Source organism: Anabaena sp. WFMT (genome assembly GCF_051781005.1).
Classification (GTDB): domain Bacteria; phylum Cyanobacteriota; class Cyanobacteriia; order Cyanobacteriales; family Nostocaceae; genus Anabaena.
In genome coordinates, this window is record NZ_JBPWOA010000002.1 from 327,697 (window position 1) to 342,690 (window position 14,994).

Annotated in this window: 11 protein-coding genes; 6 read left to right on the top strand and 5 right to left on the bottom strand. The window is 38.7% G+C overall.

Annotation, left to right across the window (positions count from 1 at the left end; genetic code table 11):
* The first annotated feature begins 21 nt into the window (after window positions 1–21).
* The gene (locus ACSQ6I_RS01715) at window positions 22–411 is read left to right on the top strand and encodes a DUF1499 domain-containing protein (protein WP_438888546.1); all 390 of its coding nucleotides are present in this window, start codon (window positions 22–24) and stop codon (window positions 409–411) included.
* On the opposite strand, the gene ACSQ6I_RS01720 is transcribed toward ACSQ6I_RS01715, so the two are convergent.
* Window positions 408–1,478 (bottom strand): glycosyltransferase family 4 protein, encoded by a 1,071-nt coding sequence (locus ACSQ6I_RS01720; protein WP_438888547.1) that lies wholly within the window; start codon window positions 1,476–1,478, stop codon window positions 408–410. The two genes, ACSQ6I_RS01715 and ACSQ6I_RS01720, sit on opposite strands and share 4 nt — an antisense overlap.
* A 726-nt stretch (window positions 1,479–2,204) precedes the next feature.
* Between ACSQ6I_RS01720 and ACSQ6I_RS01725 the strand changes: the two genes are divergently transcribed.
* From ACSQ6I_RS01725 to ACSQ6I_RS01735, 3 genes are all read left to right on the top strand, one after another.
* Window positions 2,205–3,014, top strand: coding sequence for an ABC transporter permease (locus ACSQ6I_RS01725; protein WP_438888548.1), 810 nt, complete (start codon window positions 2,205–2,207; stop codon window positions 3,012–3,014).
* A gap of 151 nt (window positions 3,015–3,165) precedes the next feature.
* Complete coding sequence (locus tag ACSQ6I_RS01730) at window positions 3,166–4,572, top strand: aromatic ring-hydroxylating dioxygenase subunit alpha (protein ID WP_438888549.1); 1,407 nt, start codon at window positions 3,166–3,168, stop codon at window positions 4,570–4,572.
* A 349-nt stretch (window positions 4,573–4,921) separates the two neighbouring features.
* On the top strand, window positions 4,922–6,757 hold the full coding sequence (locus ACSQ6I_RS01735; RefSeq protein WP_438888550.1) for an SUMF1/EgtB/PvdO family nonheme iron enzyme: 1,836 nt from the start codon (window positions 4,922–4,924) through the stop codon (window positions 6,755–6,757).
* 770 nt (window positions 6,758–7,527) lie between these two features.
* Here the strand turns inward: ACSQ6I_RS01735 and ACSQ6I_RS01740 are convergent.
* Window positions 7,528–8,499: a DUF1517 domain-containing protein gene (locus ACSQ6I_RS01740; protein WP_438888551.1), complete on the bottom strand. Its 972-nt coding sequence runs from the start codon at window positions 8,497–8,499 to the stop codon at window positions 7,528–7,530.
* A gap of 1,136 nt (window positions 8,500–9,635) precedes the next feature.
* On the opposite strand from ACSQ6I_RS01740, the gene ACSQ6I_RS01745 reads away from it, so the two are divergent.
* The gene (locus ACSQ6I_RS01745; RefSeq protein ID WP_438888552.1) at window positions 9,636–10,874 is read left to right on the top strand and encodes a glycosyltransferase family 4 protein; all 1,239 of its coding nucleotides are present in this window, start codon (window positions 9,636–9,638) and stop codon (window positions 10,872–10,874) included.
* A 119-nt stretch (window positions 10,875–10,993) separates the two neighbouring features.
* On the opposite strand, the gene thiS is transcribed toward ACSQ6I_RS01745, so the two are convergent.
* Window positions 10,994–11,206, bottom strand: a complete 213-nt coding sequence (thiS, locus tag ACSQ6I_RS01750) for a sulfur carrier protein ThiS (protein WP_015216596.1) — start codon at window positions 11,204–11,206, stop codon at window positions 10,994–10,996.
* A 108-nt stretch (window positions 11,207–11,314) separates the two neighbouring features.
* The gene (locus ACSQ6I_RS01755) at window positions 11,315–12,358 is read right to left on the bottom strand and encodes a thiamine phosphate synthase (RefSeq protein ID WP_438888553.1); all 1,044 of its coding nucleotides are present in this window, start codon (window positions 12,356–12,358) and stop codon (window positions 11,315–11,317) included.
* Between the two features lie 197 nt (window positions 12,359–12,555).
* Between ACSQ6I_RS01755 and ACSQ6I_RS01760 the strand changes: the two genes are divergently transcribed.
* On the top strand, window positions 12,556–14,160 hold the full coding sequence (locus ACSQ6I_RS01760; protein WP_438888554.1) for a DUF1565 domain-containing protein: 1,605 nt from the start codon (window positions 12,556–12,558) through the stop codon (window positions 14,158–14,160).
* Between the two features lie 113 nt (window positions 14,161–14,273).
* Here ACSQ6I_RS01760 and ACSQ6I_RS01765 read toward each other — a convergent pair whose 3' ends face one another.
* Entirely contained in the window at window positions 14,274–14,957 is a 684-nt protein-coding gene (locus tag ACSQ6I_RS01765; RefSeq protein WP_438888555.1) for a hypothetical protein, read from the bottom strand.
* Window positions 14,958–14,994 lie beyond the last annotated feature (37 nt).

A 14,994-nucleotide genomic window follows, 5' to 3' on the forward strand; every position in this document is an offset into this window, starting at 1 on the left:
CTTTTACCCCTACTTAACCCCATGATATTCACAGGCAAACGACCAAACAATTTAGGCGTTCGAGATGGTAAGTTAGCACCCTGTCCCCCCAGCCCTAACTGTGTTTCCAGTCAAGCATCAGATCCACTCCATCAAATTGCACCTCTGAATTTCACATCCACCCCAGAGCAAGCATTATCTAAACTCAAAGATATTATTCAATCTTTACCTAGAACCAAGTTAATTACTGAAACTGAAGATTATTTATATGCAGAATTTAAAAGTGGTTTGATGGGATTTGTAGATGATGTAGAATTTTATCTCGACCGTAACTCTAACATCATCCATGTGCGTTCAGCTTCCCGCTTAGGTTATGGTGATTTAGGAGTAAATCGCCAACGCATTGAGACTATTCGATCTAAGTTTAACTAAACTAAAGCAGGGCGTAAATATCCATTTTGTTGAGCAATTTTTTCGCCGATAATTTGCTGATAAAGTGCCTCATAGCCATTAGTCATTTGCTGTAAACTAAACCGTTCTTCTGCATAATGTCGGCAAGCATAACGGTTTAATCTATTTATCTTGTCAATAGCATTAATACATTCTTGTGTATTATCACAAAGGAAGCCCGTTTCACCATCAGAAATTACTTCTGGAGTCGAACCCATTCGCATTGCAATTACTGGAGTACCAGCAGCCATTGACTCTACCATTACTAACCCAAAAGGTTCTCGCCAAGTAATAGGAAATAAAGTGGCTACTGCACCACCCATGATCGCATTTTTTTGCACATGATTTGCTTCACCTAAATATTGAATTTGCTTTCCGTCAATCTGCGGCTTAATTTGCGTTTCAAAATACTCTACATCTACGACATCTACCTTACCCGCTATTTTCAACTGCCAACCAGATTTTTTAGCAATCTCAATAGCTAAATGTGGCCCCTTTTCTGGAGATATTCTACCTACAAATGCTAAATAAGGTGGATCTGTTGGTTGAGCATAAAATTCATAGCTACTAACATCAATCCCATTGTAAACTGTGGCTACATAATTTAACTCTAAACTGGGTTCTCTTTGGGCATTGGAAATACTAACATAAGGCTGCTTTTTGGCATATCTAAATATTTTTTCATTATCGGGTGTAAAAATTCCATGTAAGGTGTGAACTGTCGGAGTTTTTACCAGATTCGCATACGCTAGGGGGCTATGTCCCATATGGGAGTGAATGATATCAAACTCCGCTGCCCGTTCATATACTGAAGCTAGTTGTAGTGATTCATAAATACTGCAATCTTTGACAGTTTTATCAAGTCTTAAAGCACGAGGATGAACTGATATTAATTTTGCCAAAGTGAGAGAATCACCTGATGCAAATAGCGTCACTTCATGCCCTTTTCGGACTAATTCATCAGTCAATAATCCCACTACCAATTCTATACCACCATAAGCCGGAGGTGGTACTCTCTCCCACAATGGAGCAATTTGAGCAATTTTCATGTCAGTCTCCTAAAAAGTAGAATTACAATTAGTGGTGTTTATTATTTAATTTGGAATTAATGCCCAGCGATTAACTATAGCAGTAAATCACTTGAAACACCAACTATATAGATAATTGCCTCAAAATTTTATGCTGTTATTTTGATATTTTTTGTCTATCTTAGGTAGTGATTTCAGCCTCATCAAAAGACATAAATTAAGACTTTATAACTAAAATTAGTATCTCTAAAAATGGCAATTAACTAACATAAAACTCCATATTATCCCAAAATATGCAGTTTATTATCTTTCCATATATGGGGCGATTTGTTCCTGTATTTAAGCCTGAGTGGATGTTGAAAAATTTATAAACCGAATCATAATTGATCATTTTCCATTCAATTAATCAGCATCAAGAACTACAACCACTACTACAAACAAATGTAGATACAGCAGTTTGCGTAGTTAGGAGGTACAAAGTAGTTAGGAGGTACAAAATTTAAATTGAAACCTATACACAAAGCCAGTTTTACTTCTGACTCCTGACTCCTGACTCCTGACTCCTGACTCCTGAATTCTGCTGTATGTTGCATATACATCTCTTTAACATATGTAATCTGCTGAGTCTTCTATAATTCTCAGTCTGCTAAATTACTGATTAATTCTGTAGCATCACCGTCAAAACCTTGACTTTTTCAAGAAAAAACGTATAATATAATACAATAAAATATAAAGTTAAATATAAACATGAATATTTCTAACTCAAATGACAAAAAGCCTATTGAATGGCTGGTAGTTTTCTCGCTACTAATATTTGTGTTCATGTACCTACCTATCTTGGTACTAAGTTTTTATAGCTTCAACAAGTCACCCTACAGTGCAACTTGGCAAGGATTCACCCTGGAATGGTATCAAAAACTATTTAACGACGATCGCATTTTATCAGCTTTAAATAACAGTTTACTCGTTGCCTTTAGCGCAGTCACAGTTGCTGCCGTCTTAGGAACCTTAATGGCTGTGGGGTTAGCGCGGTATGAATTCCCCGGTAAAAAATTGTATCGCGGCATATCTTATCTACCATTATTAATACCCGATATTGCGATCGCAGTTGCAACTCTAGTCTGTTTAGCCGCCTTTGCCATTCCCCTCAGCATCTGGACAATTGTAGCCGCCCACATAGTTTTCTGTCTCTCCTACATCGCCCTAGTCGTTTCTGCTAGACTCAGTAATCTAGACCCCCACCTCGAAGAAGCCGCACTAGATTTAGGTGCAACACCCATTCAAGCCTTCATCAAAGTCGTCCTACCTCAATTAATGCCTGGAATTGTCTCCGGCTGTCTACTCGCCTTTGTCCTCAGTTTAGACGACTTTCTCATCTCCAGCTTCACCGCAGGTAGTGGTACTAGCACCCTACCAATGGAAATATTTAGCCGTATCAGAACCGGAGTCAAACCTGATATTAACGCCCTTAGCGTCATGTTAATTTCCGTAACCGCCACCGTCGCTGTCATAGCTGAATTAATTCGCATTTCTGGAGACAAGCAAAATAATTTATAATTTTTAAGTAATAATTTTAGGAATCAGGAATTAAAAAATTCGAGATTTAAACAAAAATATCAAGCATAATATTCAAAATTTTATTTCTTCTGCATTCTCTATTTTTAGATAGTGAATCCTGACATTTGTAATTCGTAATTACCTAAAAAAAATGCTAGAAACAAACCCAACTATAAATAATCTTCCAGAGGAAATATTACCAGGTGGCAATCACCCCGATCATTTCCAATACCAAGAAGCCTGGTATCCAGTTCATTACCTTCAAGACTTAGATAAAACCCAACCCACACCCTTTACCCTCTTAGGCAAAGATATTGTTATTTGGTGGGACAGACAAACCCAATCTTGGCAAACATTTATAGACCAATGTCCCCATCGTTTAGCAAGGCTTTCCGAAGGTAGAATTAATCAAAATGGACTGTTAGAATGTCCTTATCACGGTTGGGCATTTTCAGGAGATGGAACTTGTCAAATTATTCCCCAACAAGCAGCAGATGGTAAAGCCGAAACATCTCAACGCGCCTGTGTATCAACCTTACCCACAACCGCCAAACAAGGACTACTATTTGTTTACGCCGGCAACCCAGAAAACGCCACTAAAACCAAAGTTCCAGTTATAGAACCAATAGAAGAATCACCTGAAGGTTGGGTGATGATCAACACATTTAGAGATGTTCCTTATGATGCTCTGACACTATTAGAAAATATTCTCGACCCCAGCCACGTCGCCTTTACCCATCATCGCACAGTCGGAAATCGTGCCAACGCCGCACCTTTAGAACTAGAAGTAATTAACTCAGGAAAACACGGTTTTAAGGGTATATGGAAGCAAGGTTTAAAACCATCACAGTCAGGAGAATTATCCACAACTTTCATCGCCCCTTCTTTGATGTGGCATGATATCAACTCCCCAAAAGCCAGGATTTTAACCGTTGTTTATGCTACACCAATTCGCAAAGGTGAATGTCGTTTAATTGCTCGGTTTCCCTTCAAATTTTCCTCCAAAATTCCGGGTATACTTATTAAACTTAGACCCCGTTGGTACTATCACCTGGGACAAAATGGCGTTTTAGAAGATGATCAAATTTTTCTACATTACCAAGAACGTTATCTAGAAGCAAAAGGTGGTAGTCCTAATTTTACTAAAGCATTTTATCTAGCTACCAAAGCCGATAGTTTTGTATTTGAACTGCGTCAGTGGGTGAACCAATACAGCGCCGAACCATTTCCCGGAGAACCATTCCCCCCACCATTACCAAAAGACGCACTCCTAGAAAGATATCATTCCCATACCGAGAAATGTGCCAGTTGTAAAAAAGCCCTAGTTAATATTCAGCTATTAAAATTATGGTGTGGAAGTATAGCATTATTAGCTTTAGCAAGTAGTCCAATTTTAGCATTTTTCTTACACACAACATCAGTTTTAACAGTCGTCATTGAGACAGTAACACCTCTAGTATTAGGGTTAGCATGGTGGAAACTTCACAACCTAGAAAAACAATTCTATCAAGGGCGACTTATACCACCCCGTAACCAACCAGAGAAAAACCGAAACTGAGTAATTAGTGAGTGTGTTAACTCTTCCTAACACACCATATTTATCTATTCTCAAAATCTCTCTTAATTCTCTCTGTGCCTCTCCCAGAAAATTCCCAACTAAACACTTGACAAAGTTCCCAAAATCTTCTAATGTTAATTAGATAGTGGAAATCTGTGCGCCCATATATATACAGATTTATAACCTCCCCAACAAAATAGATAAATCAACATATTCTCTTCACTTTTATTACCGTAATTAGCTAATGTCAGGACATAGATAGATATCCTTGTTTGCTGACCTAAATATCTTTTTTCAATTAGATAATATTGGGGACGACTTTGGAAAAGATGCTATCTTCCCCTCCATTATGCAAATTTGCCAAAATCCCAATTGTTCAAACCCCTTCAACCCTGACTACAGTAAATTTTGCATCGTTTGCGGACATGGTACATTTGGAAAACTACTCAGAAACCGTTACCGTGTTTTGCGGTTATTAGGTGAAGGTGGGTTTAGCAAAACCTACGCAGCAGAAGACGTAGACAGACTAAATGCACCATGTGTCATTAAGCAATTTTTTCCTCAAGTTCAGGGAACAGGACAACGCGCAAAAGCTGCCGAGTTTTTCAAAGAAGAAGCGTTTAGATTATATGAACTGGGTGAAAATCATTCCCAAATTCCCCGTTTATTAGCTTACTTTGAACAAGGTGCTAGTTTGTATTTAGTACAGGAATTTATTATTGGGAAAACACTCCTGGAAGAAGTTCAAAAACAGGCTTATAGCGAAACAGAAATTCGCCAACTTTTAGCTGATTTATTACCAGTACTTGATTTTGTTCACCAAAAAAATGTAATTCATCGGGATATCAAACCTGAAAATATTATTCGTCAAGATATAGATAAAAAACCTGTATTAATTGACTTTGGTGGTGCAAAACAAGTTACTCATACCAGTATAGCCAGACAAGCCACAGCCATTTATACTTTAGGTTATGCACCAACAGAACAAATGGCAGGTTTTGCTTGTCATGCGAGTGATTTATATGCTTTGGGTGTAACTTGTGTCAGGTTATTAACTCAGGATTTACCTATGCAAGACACCTATGGACTTAAAGATCCTCTTTATAATCCCATGAATGCTAAATGGTTATGGAAAGAACGTTTAGAGGAAAAAGGTATTACGATTAGTGATGAATTAAAAAATATATTAGATAAATTACTCCAACATTTCCCCAGTGATAGATATCAGTCAGCGACAGAAGTTTTAAATGATTTAAAAGCCGAAACCTCTCCACCAGCGGCATTAAATATTACTCCGATTATCGAAACACCACCAGCAAAAGTTAAGGTTATCGTTCCCCTACCACCTTTAGAAAATTTTGATTTTGATATTATTACTGTAGACACCGCAGGAAGAGAAATTAAATGTGAGAAAGGTAGCGCTCAATTTTTTGCAGAAGAATTGAATAAAAACGTCACTTTAGAAATGGTGTCCATTCCTAGTGGTAGTTTTTGGATGGGTTCACCAGAATTTGAAGTTGATGCTGATGAATATCCTCAACATCAAGTTAGAGTTGAAAATTTTTTCATGGGGAAATATCCTATTACTCAAGCACAATGGAAAGCAATAGCTGCTTTACCAAAAATTCAACAAGCTTTAGACCCTAACCCATCAAAATATAAAGGTGCAAATTTCCCTATAGAAAATGTTTCTTGGTATGAAGCTGTAGAATTTTGTTTGCGGTTGTCGGTGAAAACTGGACGCAATTATCGTTTACCCAGTGAAGCGGAATGGGAATATGCTTGTCGTGCAGGAACTACAACTGCTTTTCATTTTGGAGAAAGGATTACTTCTGATTTAATTAACTGTAATGGTGGTGATTTTTATGCTGTGGAACCAAGAAGCCATTTCCGCAAAGAAATCACAAATGTAGGCAGTTTTAAGATAGCTAATGCTTTTGGGTTGTATGATATGCACGGGTTAGTTTGGGAATGGTGTGCTGACCCTTGGCATAAGAATTATGATGGCGCACCTATAGATGGTAGTGTGTGGAATATTGGTGGTGATGAACATCGTCGGGTTTTGCGCGGTGGTGCTTGGAATTTCAGTGCTGAACTTTGTCGGAGTGCGAGTCGTACTTGGAATGAAGCAGATGATGGTTTGAGAATGTCGGGTTTTCGAGTGGTGTTTTCAGTTGAGGAATAAATGTCTGAATCAGGATTTACAAGATAAAGAAATTAAATATTTTTAACTTTTGGAATAAACGCAAAAAGATAGAGTATTGGGGGTTGACAACGGATTTTAAATTTGTTATGCTAAACTTGATAAGGAAGAACTATCGGCAAATAAATATCTTAATTAGTGGAGATCGAGAAATAGGTTTTACTTCGATTTGTTCATAAAATAGCGATCGCCAAAGAGTGTTATTTTTATATTTCAGTTATTAATTAAATTAAATGACCAAATAATTACTAATTCGTAATTCGTAATTAAAGAGGGTACAAGCCCCCACTAAATCCAAGATTTAGTGGTCTATGATCAGTGGTAGGTTCAAGCCTCCACTGATTGCAATTACGAATTACGAATTATCAATTACGAATTATTTTGACTAGGGAAGAATTTACTCCCTTGCTTCTACAATTATCTCATCAGGAGTTATTAGCGAGATTTTCACAATAATATTGATAAGGTAACAAAGCTAAAAATATTTTGGTATTTAGGTTTTATCATTAGATAATAAAAAAGGGGTAAAGCACAATGCAAAACCCCTACATTTTTATTTGTGGGTAAGGATTCAGGATACAGAATTGAAGAATGCAGAATAAATAAGAATTTGAACATCATGCTGGAGATTTTTTCAAAAATCTCGAATCAGTGAATTACTGACTTGACAATTATTCTGACTCCTGACTCCTTGCCCTGAGCGTAGTCGAAGGGCTGACTCCTGAATTCTTACATTTGTGGCTATAGGTTAACTACACCAACTTCAAATCAGGATACTCAGCAAACAAATCATCAGAAGTTAAAGTATCACCTTCTGCTTGGGGAGTCCACAATACTTCAAGAGCTAAAAGTTGCTCACCAGGAAGACTACCAATTTGTCGCAAAGCCCGACTTAAATCATCAGCACTATTAATTTGGGGAATTTCAAATTTACCCAAAGTTGCAGCTAATAAGGTGACGATGAGATATTCTCCAGGCCCTTCACTGATTAAACGGGTGGGATTATCTACTTCACCGGGTAACTCTTTAGCCAAAACGGATTTTAGCTGATTGTTGACGTTAGAAAGGGTTTCTTCACTAAATTTGCTGCGTTCAGCCAATGACAAGCGGTTAAATTGTGATTCAGCAGCATTTAATTTCACTTGTTGGCTACCACCACCGGCATATACCCAATATTCAGGATGACGCAGTAAAGCTAAACTCGCTTCTTGCAAAATTTCTGCTTTCCCTTCTGGGGTGTTGGTATCAGCTTTTTCTGCAATTTGGTTAAGTTCGGTTTGTAAGCCTCTAGCTTGTGCTAATAAACCTACTTGTAGACGGGTGACAGAAACGCTGGGGTTACTGCTATAGCCGACTTCTTCACCTTCTCCATTGCTGACACGGCGGAAACTTTGGACTAAGAAATTAGCGATCGCAAAAAAGATTAAAATCCCGAACAACCCGCCAAAACCTCCCCCAATACCCCACAAAGGAAGTAGGAACGGAAATCCAAAACCACCACCAAAACCGCCACCAGGATAATATCCTCCACCACCACCAGGTGCGTAGGTGCGTGGTGTGTAAGTCCGGCTAGAAGGCATTCTAAAGGAACCTCCTCCGATACGTCCACCACTGCGTGCAGCTAATGCACCATCAGCGTTACCGAGTGCTAAAGCCATTACCAGACCCAGGACAAAGGCAATTTTTAACAGTGGTTTGAGGGTTTGTTGTAATTTTTTACGCATAATTAATCAGGTGAAAAACACTATTTTTAAGATTTCTCCCCTCGCTGCCAGAAGTTTGACAATTTGGAGGTGATAATAGCTACAGGCAAACAAGTCTGTCCTTGTCAGCTATATACCTAATCTAACGCCTATTATCTTGGCTTGGCAGTGAACAGAGGGGGGATTTCTCGCGTTGATAACCGTACCGCGAATCTTCTTTGCAATCCCAGAACTTTGTCATCAATTAATTATTACCGTTTTTTAGCATCAGAATACTTATTAGGAATAATTTTAACCGCATACTTACACACACGCAGTTAAATTTTTGCTAATTAAATTTTTTAGCATAGTAACTATTTTTTTCCGGATAGGTAAAGAATATTCAGCACATATTGGCAAGGGGGTTTGAATAATCATTGCGGCTATCACTCCAGAAAATGGATGTTAAATACCAATATCAGTACAAGGAGAAAATTATACAGCATGGTGATATTTTTTATGATGAATAATCGAACAAATAGTCTCTACAGCAGTAGTAATTAGTAAATAGTTAGACACAATTAAATTCGTTGGAATATCTAGGTAATAAACAACAGAAAAAAGATGTGCAATTAATTCTATTTAGGTAATTATGAAGAGATAAAAATATTATTGGAACATAGAGAATATATTATCTAGAGTAGCAAATTATCAGATATTTTCTGGCAATTTGGCATGAATTCTGGCAATATTCAAGTTAGGCTATTAGTAACAGCTAGATTTAGTATCTTACCCAGCATTCTTTGAACATTTGCTGGAGCATATCAGTAATAAAATCTAGCAAAAGTTCATCATGTAAAAATATTTATTCGGTCAGTAATTGGCAGGCAAGCATAAAATTTAGACCAATTTGGAATAGTTAGTATTGTTTGAAATTCCGGGAACAGCCTATTAATCCAAATTTAGGTATAAGCCAATTTTAAAATCAATATATCTTCAGGATCAAAGTTGACCTTATAGCTTGATTACATGCTATTTTAATCCTGATAAAAATTTGATTTTCAGATAAAAATTACTCAGTACATTCAGCTATAATTTTCTACTTTGTTGATGGGCATTCAATAAAAAAATCAAGAAATTAAGTTTAAGGATTTGAAGTTTATTTATCAACCTGAATCATGGAACATATTTCACAACTAGGGACACACTTCCGGGAGAAAACAGATTACCCAGACATCCTAGTTATCTCCCGTATATTCCAGCCACAACAGGCTGTAATTGGAGAATATGTCTATAATCGTTGTTTACAAGACCCAGATAGAGTGATTGTACTGGCTGCTGGTTGCTCAGGAGATAAGATTTTTGATAAAGAGCAACAATTTCCAGTTTATCGCTGGCTTTATTTTAGTTTCTGGGGTGGTAATTTATTGAGCAGTATCGTTAAGCCTGTTTTCAATATTATTTGCTCAATATTACTAGCTATTAAACTATATTTTCGTTATCATTACCGCTACATTGAATGGTGTCATGGTTACGATTTTATAGCTTTGTTAATACTCAGTTATATCTTACCCGTTCGCTTTTTCATCTACCTCCACGGTAATGATTTGGTTAGTATTTCTCGTAATCCATTGTGGCGGTTGCTATTTAAAATTACCCTCAAACGAGCCGAAGGAATTGTTTGTAATAGTTCCTATGTTAGAGATACTTTAAGAACTACTTTTCGCCTAGATACACCTACTCATGTAATTAACCCAGTTGTGAGACCAGAAAAATTTGGTAATCCCACTAGTCCTAGTCATCTGGATGATTTACGTGTTCGCTTACGTCAGACTTATAACATTTCTGAAACAGCTATTGTGATTCTTTCTGTTGGTAGGTTAGTTAAACATAAAAGCTTCGACCGCGTTATAGATAATATTCCTTTACTATTAACTGTTGGTGTAGATGTCCATTACATAATTTGTGGTGAAGGCTCCTGTGAACAACAGCTAAAATCCCAAGCTCAACGTTTACGGGTAGATAAACGAGTACATTTTGCTGGATCTGTACCTGAACGAGAATTAGCCAGTTATTATGCAGCTTGCGACATTTTCGCTATGCTGACCTTGTGGGAAGACGAGGCTAAAAGCATAGATAACTTTGGTATTGTTTACTTAGAAGCAGAATACTTTGGTAAACCTGTGATTGCCTCCCGCTTAGGGAGTATTTTAGATGCAGTCCATCATGAAGAAAATGGCCTATTGGTAAATCCCGATTCTGGTTATGAAGTTTTACAAGCCTTTAAACGTTTGTGTCAAGATAAGCAGCTACGGGAAAAACTCGGACGCAAAGGACAAGAATTAGCCAAACGCAAAACCTATCACCGCTGGTTATATGCACCTGAGTCTCGTTATTCCTGTTTGTTGAATTATTAAATGGCGATTGGTAATTGCTGAGTAGTAAGTACCGAGTACCGAGTGATTGACTCTCGTTCCTACTCATTCTCATTACTCGTTACTCATCCCTCTGTACTGACTTGCCCCCTGCCTTCTGTCTAACCCCCACCAACAATGGTAACTACTTCCAAGCGATCGCTATTTTGGATTTTAGTTTCTGACCAAAACTGACGGTGCAAGATTTCACCATTATATTCCACTGCTACCAACCGGGGATTAAAACCCAACTGCTGAAGTAATTCAGGTAACGACGTTTCGGATACACAACTCTGTGTTTCCCCATTGACTTGCAAACTAATTTGATAATTCATAATCCTAATTCGTAATTCGTAATTCGTAGTTCGTAATTCGTAATTGGGCGGGGAAACCCCACCCCTACACCACTGTCACCTGTCACCTGTTACCTGTCACCTTCTTTTCTACTTCCGATGGAGTTGAGAAATAAAATATTGTGTGACTAAAGTAGGTTGTTCAGACTGGATAAGCGATCGCACTACAGCTACCCGTCGCGCTCCTGCATCAATCACATCATTAATATTACTTGCATCTATTCCCCCAATTGCAAACCAGGGAATTGCACAATTTTTAGCCGCATAACTCACATATTCTAAACCAGCAGCGGCCTTTCCTACTTTTGTTGGCGTTTCATATACTGGACCGACACCAATATAATCTGCACCTTCGGCGATCGCTTTTTGCATTTCTTGGGCATTTGTGGTAGAACGGCCGATTATGCGCTGTGTTCCTAGTAATTGTCGGGCAATGGCAATGGGTAAATCTTGTTGTCCCAAATGTACACCATCGGCATTTACGGCTAAAGCTAAATCTACCCGGTCATTGATGATGAACAAAGCACCGTAATTGTGACATAACTGCCTTAATTGCGTCGCTTGTTCCAGACGAATCACATCATCAGTAGTTTTTTCCCGATACTGTACCAGCGTTAAACCACCTTTGAGAGCCGCTTCCACAACCTCCAACAAACTTTCTAGCGGAGATGTTACCAAATATAAATGCGATCGCCATAATAACTGATGACGCTGATAACCCATCAAAGTACTTTCCAGGGTATAAACCTGATAGCGCATCTGCTTAAAAGTACTCCCCATATTTGGATCATACAGTTTGCCATATTCCTCCAGCACCCTCAGTGCTTCTTGAACACGACAAAAATTCGCTTGTAACAAAGATGTAATCGAACTCCTTTGTTCTTCTTGAGGATGGGTTAAATCAGTACCAGGATCACCAGGCGTATCTCGTGCCGCCCTCATTTGTGCCGTATGCCAGTTACCTACCTCTTGACGTAAGCGTTTGCATTCCCCAGCTAAATGGGCATCATTTAAACCAAAACGACACCATTCTTCAATAATTCGCAATCCCTCACGAGCGCGGTCTAAGTTGGCATCTAAAATCCGATAAACCACTTCTTTTATTTGCTGTGCTTGGCTGTGGGCTTCGACCATTACAACAACTCCGTTGTCAGTCCAATCATAAAACCTCCAGCCTGGTTCTTATATATTTGCATCTTTAAATATTTACTAATTAATTAATTTGTATGAAATATAGCCACTTGGTAAACTTATGGGTAATATTATCGTCATATTACTATCTGCAAAGTATAAAAATTCCTTTTGTGTTCCACAGGAGTTATACAAAGTTAATGCTTCACATTGAATCTTGCCATCACCGTAAAGTAAATAGACTGGTTACAAAACTGATTTACCCTAAAGCCAGTCCTTCAGTTTCTCACTCAATATTGAGTTTGAGCTTTGCTTTAGGAGTCGCCAGTATAGCACTCTTAGACACAAGTTTTAGCAGTGCCACTGCTCAGATTACCATCAGAACAGAACAGAAACTCCAAAATGAGAGAATAATTTCTCAGGCTAACCTGCTGTTTGTTAACCCCACTATTGGCAATGACCAAGGGGGTAATGGTAGTGAAAACGCTCCTCTGAAGACGATTACTCAAGCCTTACGAACGGCACAACCAGATACTATCATTATGCTTTCTCCTGGTACATACAGCCCCAAAACCGGAGAAGTATTTCCCATAACCATGAAACAGGGTGTAGCTATTCAAGGAGACACTCGTAATCAAGGCAGAGGTGTGAAGATTATAGGTGGTGGTGAATACCTCAGTCGTAGCTTTGGCAGTAAAAACGTCGCGATAGTCGGTGTAAACCAAGCAGGTTTAAGTGGAGTCACAGTCACTAATACCAATATCCGTGGTTATGGTTTATGGATTGAATCTAGCAGTCCCCTAATTCAGGAAAATACATTTACTGGCAATACCCAAGATGGAATTTCCATCACCGGTAATGCTACTGCGACTATTAGCAAAAATTATTTTAATGGCAATGGTGCTAATGGAATCACAGTTTCTGGTGATTCCCGTCCCGAAATTCGGGAAAATTTCTTTCAAAACACTGGTTTTGGCATTAACATTGCTCAAAATGCTGCCCCGATAATTGTAGGCAACCAAATTCAAGATAACAGATCAGGAATTATAGTCCAAGCCAATAGCAGCCCAATTTTGCGGAATAATATTATTCAAGGCAGTAAAGAAGATGGTTTGGTCGTAATTGCCCAAGCTACACCCGATTTAGGTAATGCTCAAGAACCAGGTGGAAACCAATTTCGGAATAATGGTCGCTCTGATATTAACGCCAAAGCTGCCAAGCAATTAGTTTTTGCTCCTGGCAATAACCTAGCTAGAAATCGCATTATCGGTAATGTAGACTTTAATGCTAGAACAGCACCAGCACCAATAGTCAGAAATTTTGCACCTAATTCTCTATCTGCACAGAAAATACCCACAAATTCAGAAATAGTGTTTGCTGCTCCTAGCATCCCACGAAGTTTTAACCAATCTACTGTAGTTTTATCCAGTGGCAAAACTAATTCCCAGCCCAGCACTTTGCCAACACAACCAGATACACCACAATTAAATTATGTCAGAATTGAGCCGGGAGTGATTGAGTTTACAGCACCTCAAGCATCGCTTCCTAGCAATTCAGTCAACATATCACCCCCCAATCGTTATACCAATACTGCCAAGGGTTTACGTTATCGTGTAGTGGTTCCAGTCGCTAATGACTCACAACGGCAAGTAGTCCGTTCCGTTGTCCCTGATGCTTTTTCTAAAGTCTGGCAAGGTCGTAAAGTGATGCAAGTAGGCATTTTTGACAGTCAAGATAATGCCAGTGAAATGATTCAAATCTTCAGTAGTAAAGGTTTGAGAGCTTTCATGGAGCCTTTGAATTAATTCGTAATTCGTAATTCGTAATTGGGCGGGGAAACCCCGCCCCTACAGTCACCTTTATCTCGTTCCCATACTCGGTACTCGGTACTCGGTACTCGGTACTCGGTACTCACTACTCATACTGCAAATTCAGGTTCTTCATCAGTCATCGCTCTGAGCTTGGATGTGAATGATTCCGAGCGATCGCTCCTTTGCGGGGTAAACTGTCCAATTGGTGGATAATTGGCGCTTCCTGGCAACAGTTTTGGCAGTTGTTTGGGGATCAAACTTCCTTGAGCTATCAGCCTTTGGCTAACGGACGCGGCGAAATGTCTCTTGTTAGTATCGGCAGCGACTTTAAATGAGGGAGATGTTAAAACACGTCCTTCTTCCTCATTATTTACTAGGTATCCGGATGCAGTGTTACCCTCTTGGTAATAATTTCTATGAACAGGTAATAAATGACGATTCTTGGCTGGCTCAATTGGTACAGGCGATGGAATAGGTGGTAATACGGGTGGAGATATTTTAGTTAATTTTTCGGGGAATTTGCTGCAAATCAAGCGCTCAAATTCCATATTGAAATGATAAATAACCTGACCTCGTCGCAGCCAGAAGTTTAAGATTTGTTGTACTGAGATCGCTTTATAACGTCCTTGGTACAGAGCTTCAATTACTGCTATGTGTAGCCAATTAAGTGGGTAATCAGATCGCCAGCGGTTAATTAACTCACTGGCACTGTACCCATTGAGGTCAAAACTATAGTGAACCAATAAGTTCACGGTCAATTCAGTTGAGGTGTCTGGGGCTGTTGTTAGCATGGGGCTTTTAGTTCCAGGCAATAGGTATAAATTTTTC

What these genes read in the sequence shown, in the direction of transcription:
- ACSQ6I_RS01745 (WP_438888552.1), top strand. Translation starts at nt 9,636, where the DNA reads ATGGAACATATTTCACAACTAGGGACACACTTCCGGGAGAAAACAGAT.
- ACSQ6I_RS01755 (WP_438888553.1), bottom strand. Translation starts at nt 12,358, where the DNA reads ATGGTCGAAGCCCACAGCCAAGCACAGCAAATAAAAGAAGTGGTTTAT.
- ACSQ6I_RS01720 (WP_438888547.1), bottom strand. Translation starts at nt 1,478, where the DNA reads ATGAAAATTGCTCAAATTGCTCCATTGTGGGAGAGAGTACCACCTCCG.
- ACSQ6I_RS01740 (WP_438888551.1), bottom strand. Translation starts at nt 8,499, where the DNA reads ATGCGTAAAAAATTACAACAAACCCTCAAACCACTGTTAAAAATTGCC.
- ACSQ6I_RS01715 (WP_438888546.1), top strand. Translation starts at nt 22, where the DNA reads ATGATATTCACAGGCAAACGACCAAACAATTTAGGCGTTCGAGATGGT.
- ACSQ6I_RS01765 (WP_438888555.1), bottom strand. Translation starts at nt 14,957, where the DNA reads ATGCTAACAACAGCCCCAGACACCTCAACTGAATTGACCGTGAACTTA.
- ACSQ6I_RS01735 (WP_438888550.1), top strand. Translation starts at nt 4,922, where the DNA reads ATGCAAATTTGCCAAAATCCCAATTGTTCAAACCCCTTCAACCCTGAC.
- ACSQ6I_RS01760 (WP_438888554.1), top strand. Translation starts at nt 12,556, where the DNA reads ATGCTTCACATTGAATCTTGCCATCACCGTAAAGTAAATAGACTGGTT.
- ACSQ6I_RS01725 (WP_438888548.1), top strand. Translation starts at nt 2,205, where the DNA reads ATGAATATTTCTAACTCAAATGACAAAAAGCCTATTGAATGGCTGGTA.
- thiS (WP_015216596.1), bottom strand. Translation starts at nt 11,206, where the DNA reads ATGAATTATCAAATTAGTTTGCAAGTCAATGGGGAAACACAGAGTTGT.
- ACSQ6I_RS01730 (WP_438888549.1), top strand. Translation starts at nt 3,166, where the DNA reads ATGCTAGAAACAAACCCAACTATAAATAATCTTCCAGAGGAAATATTA.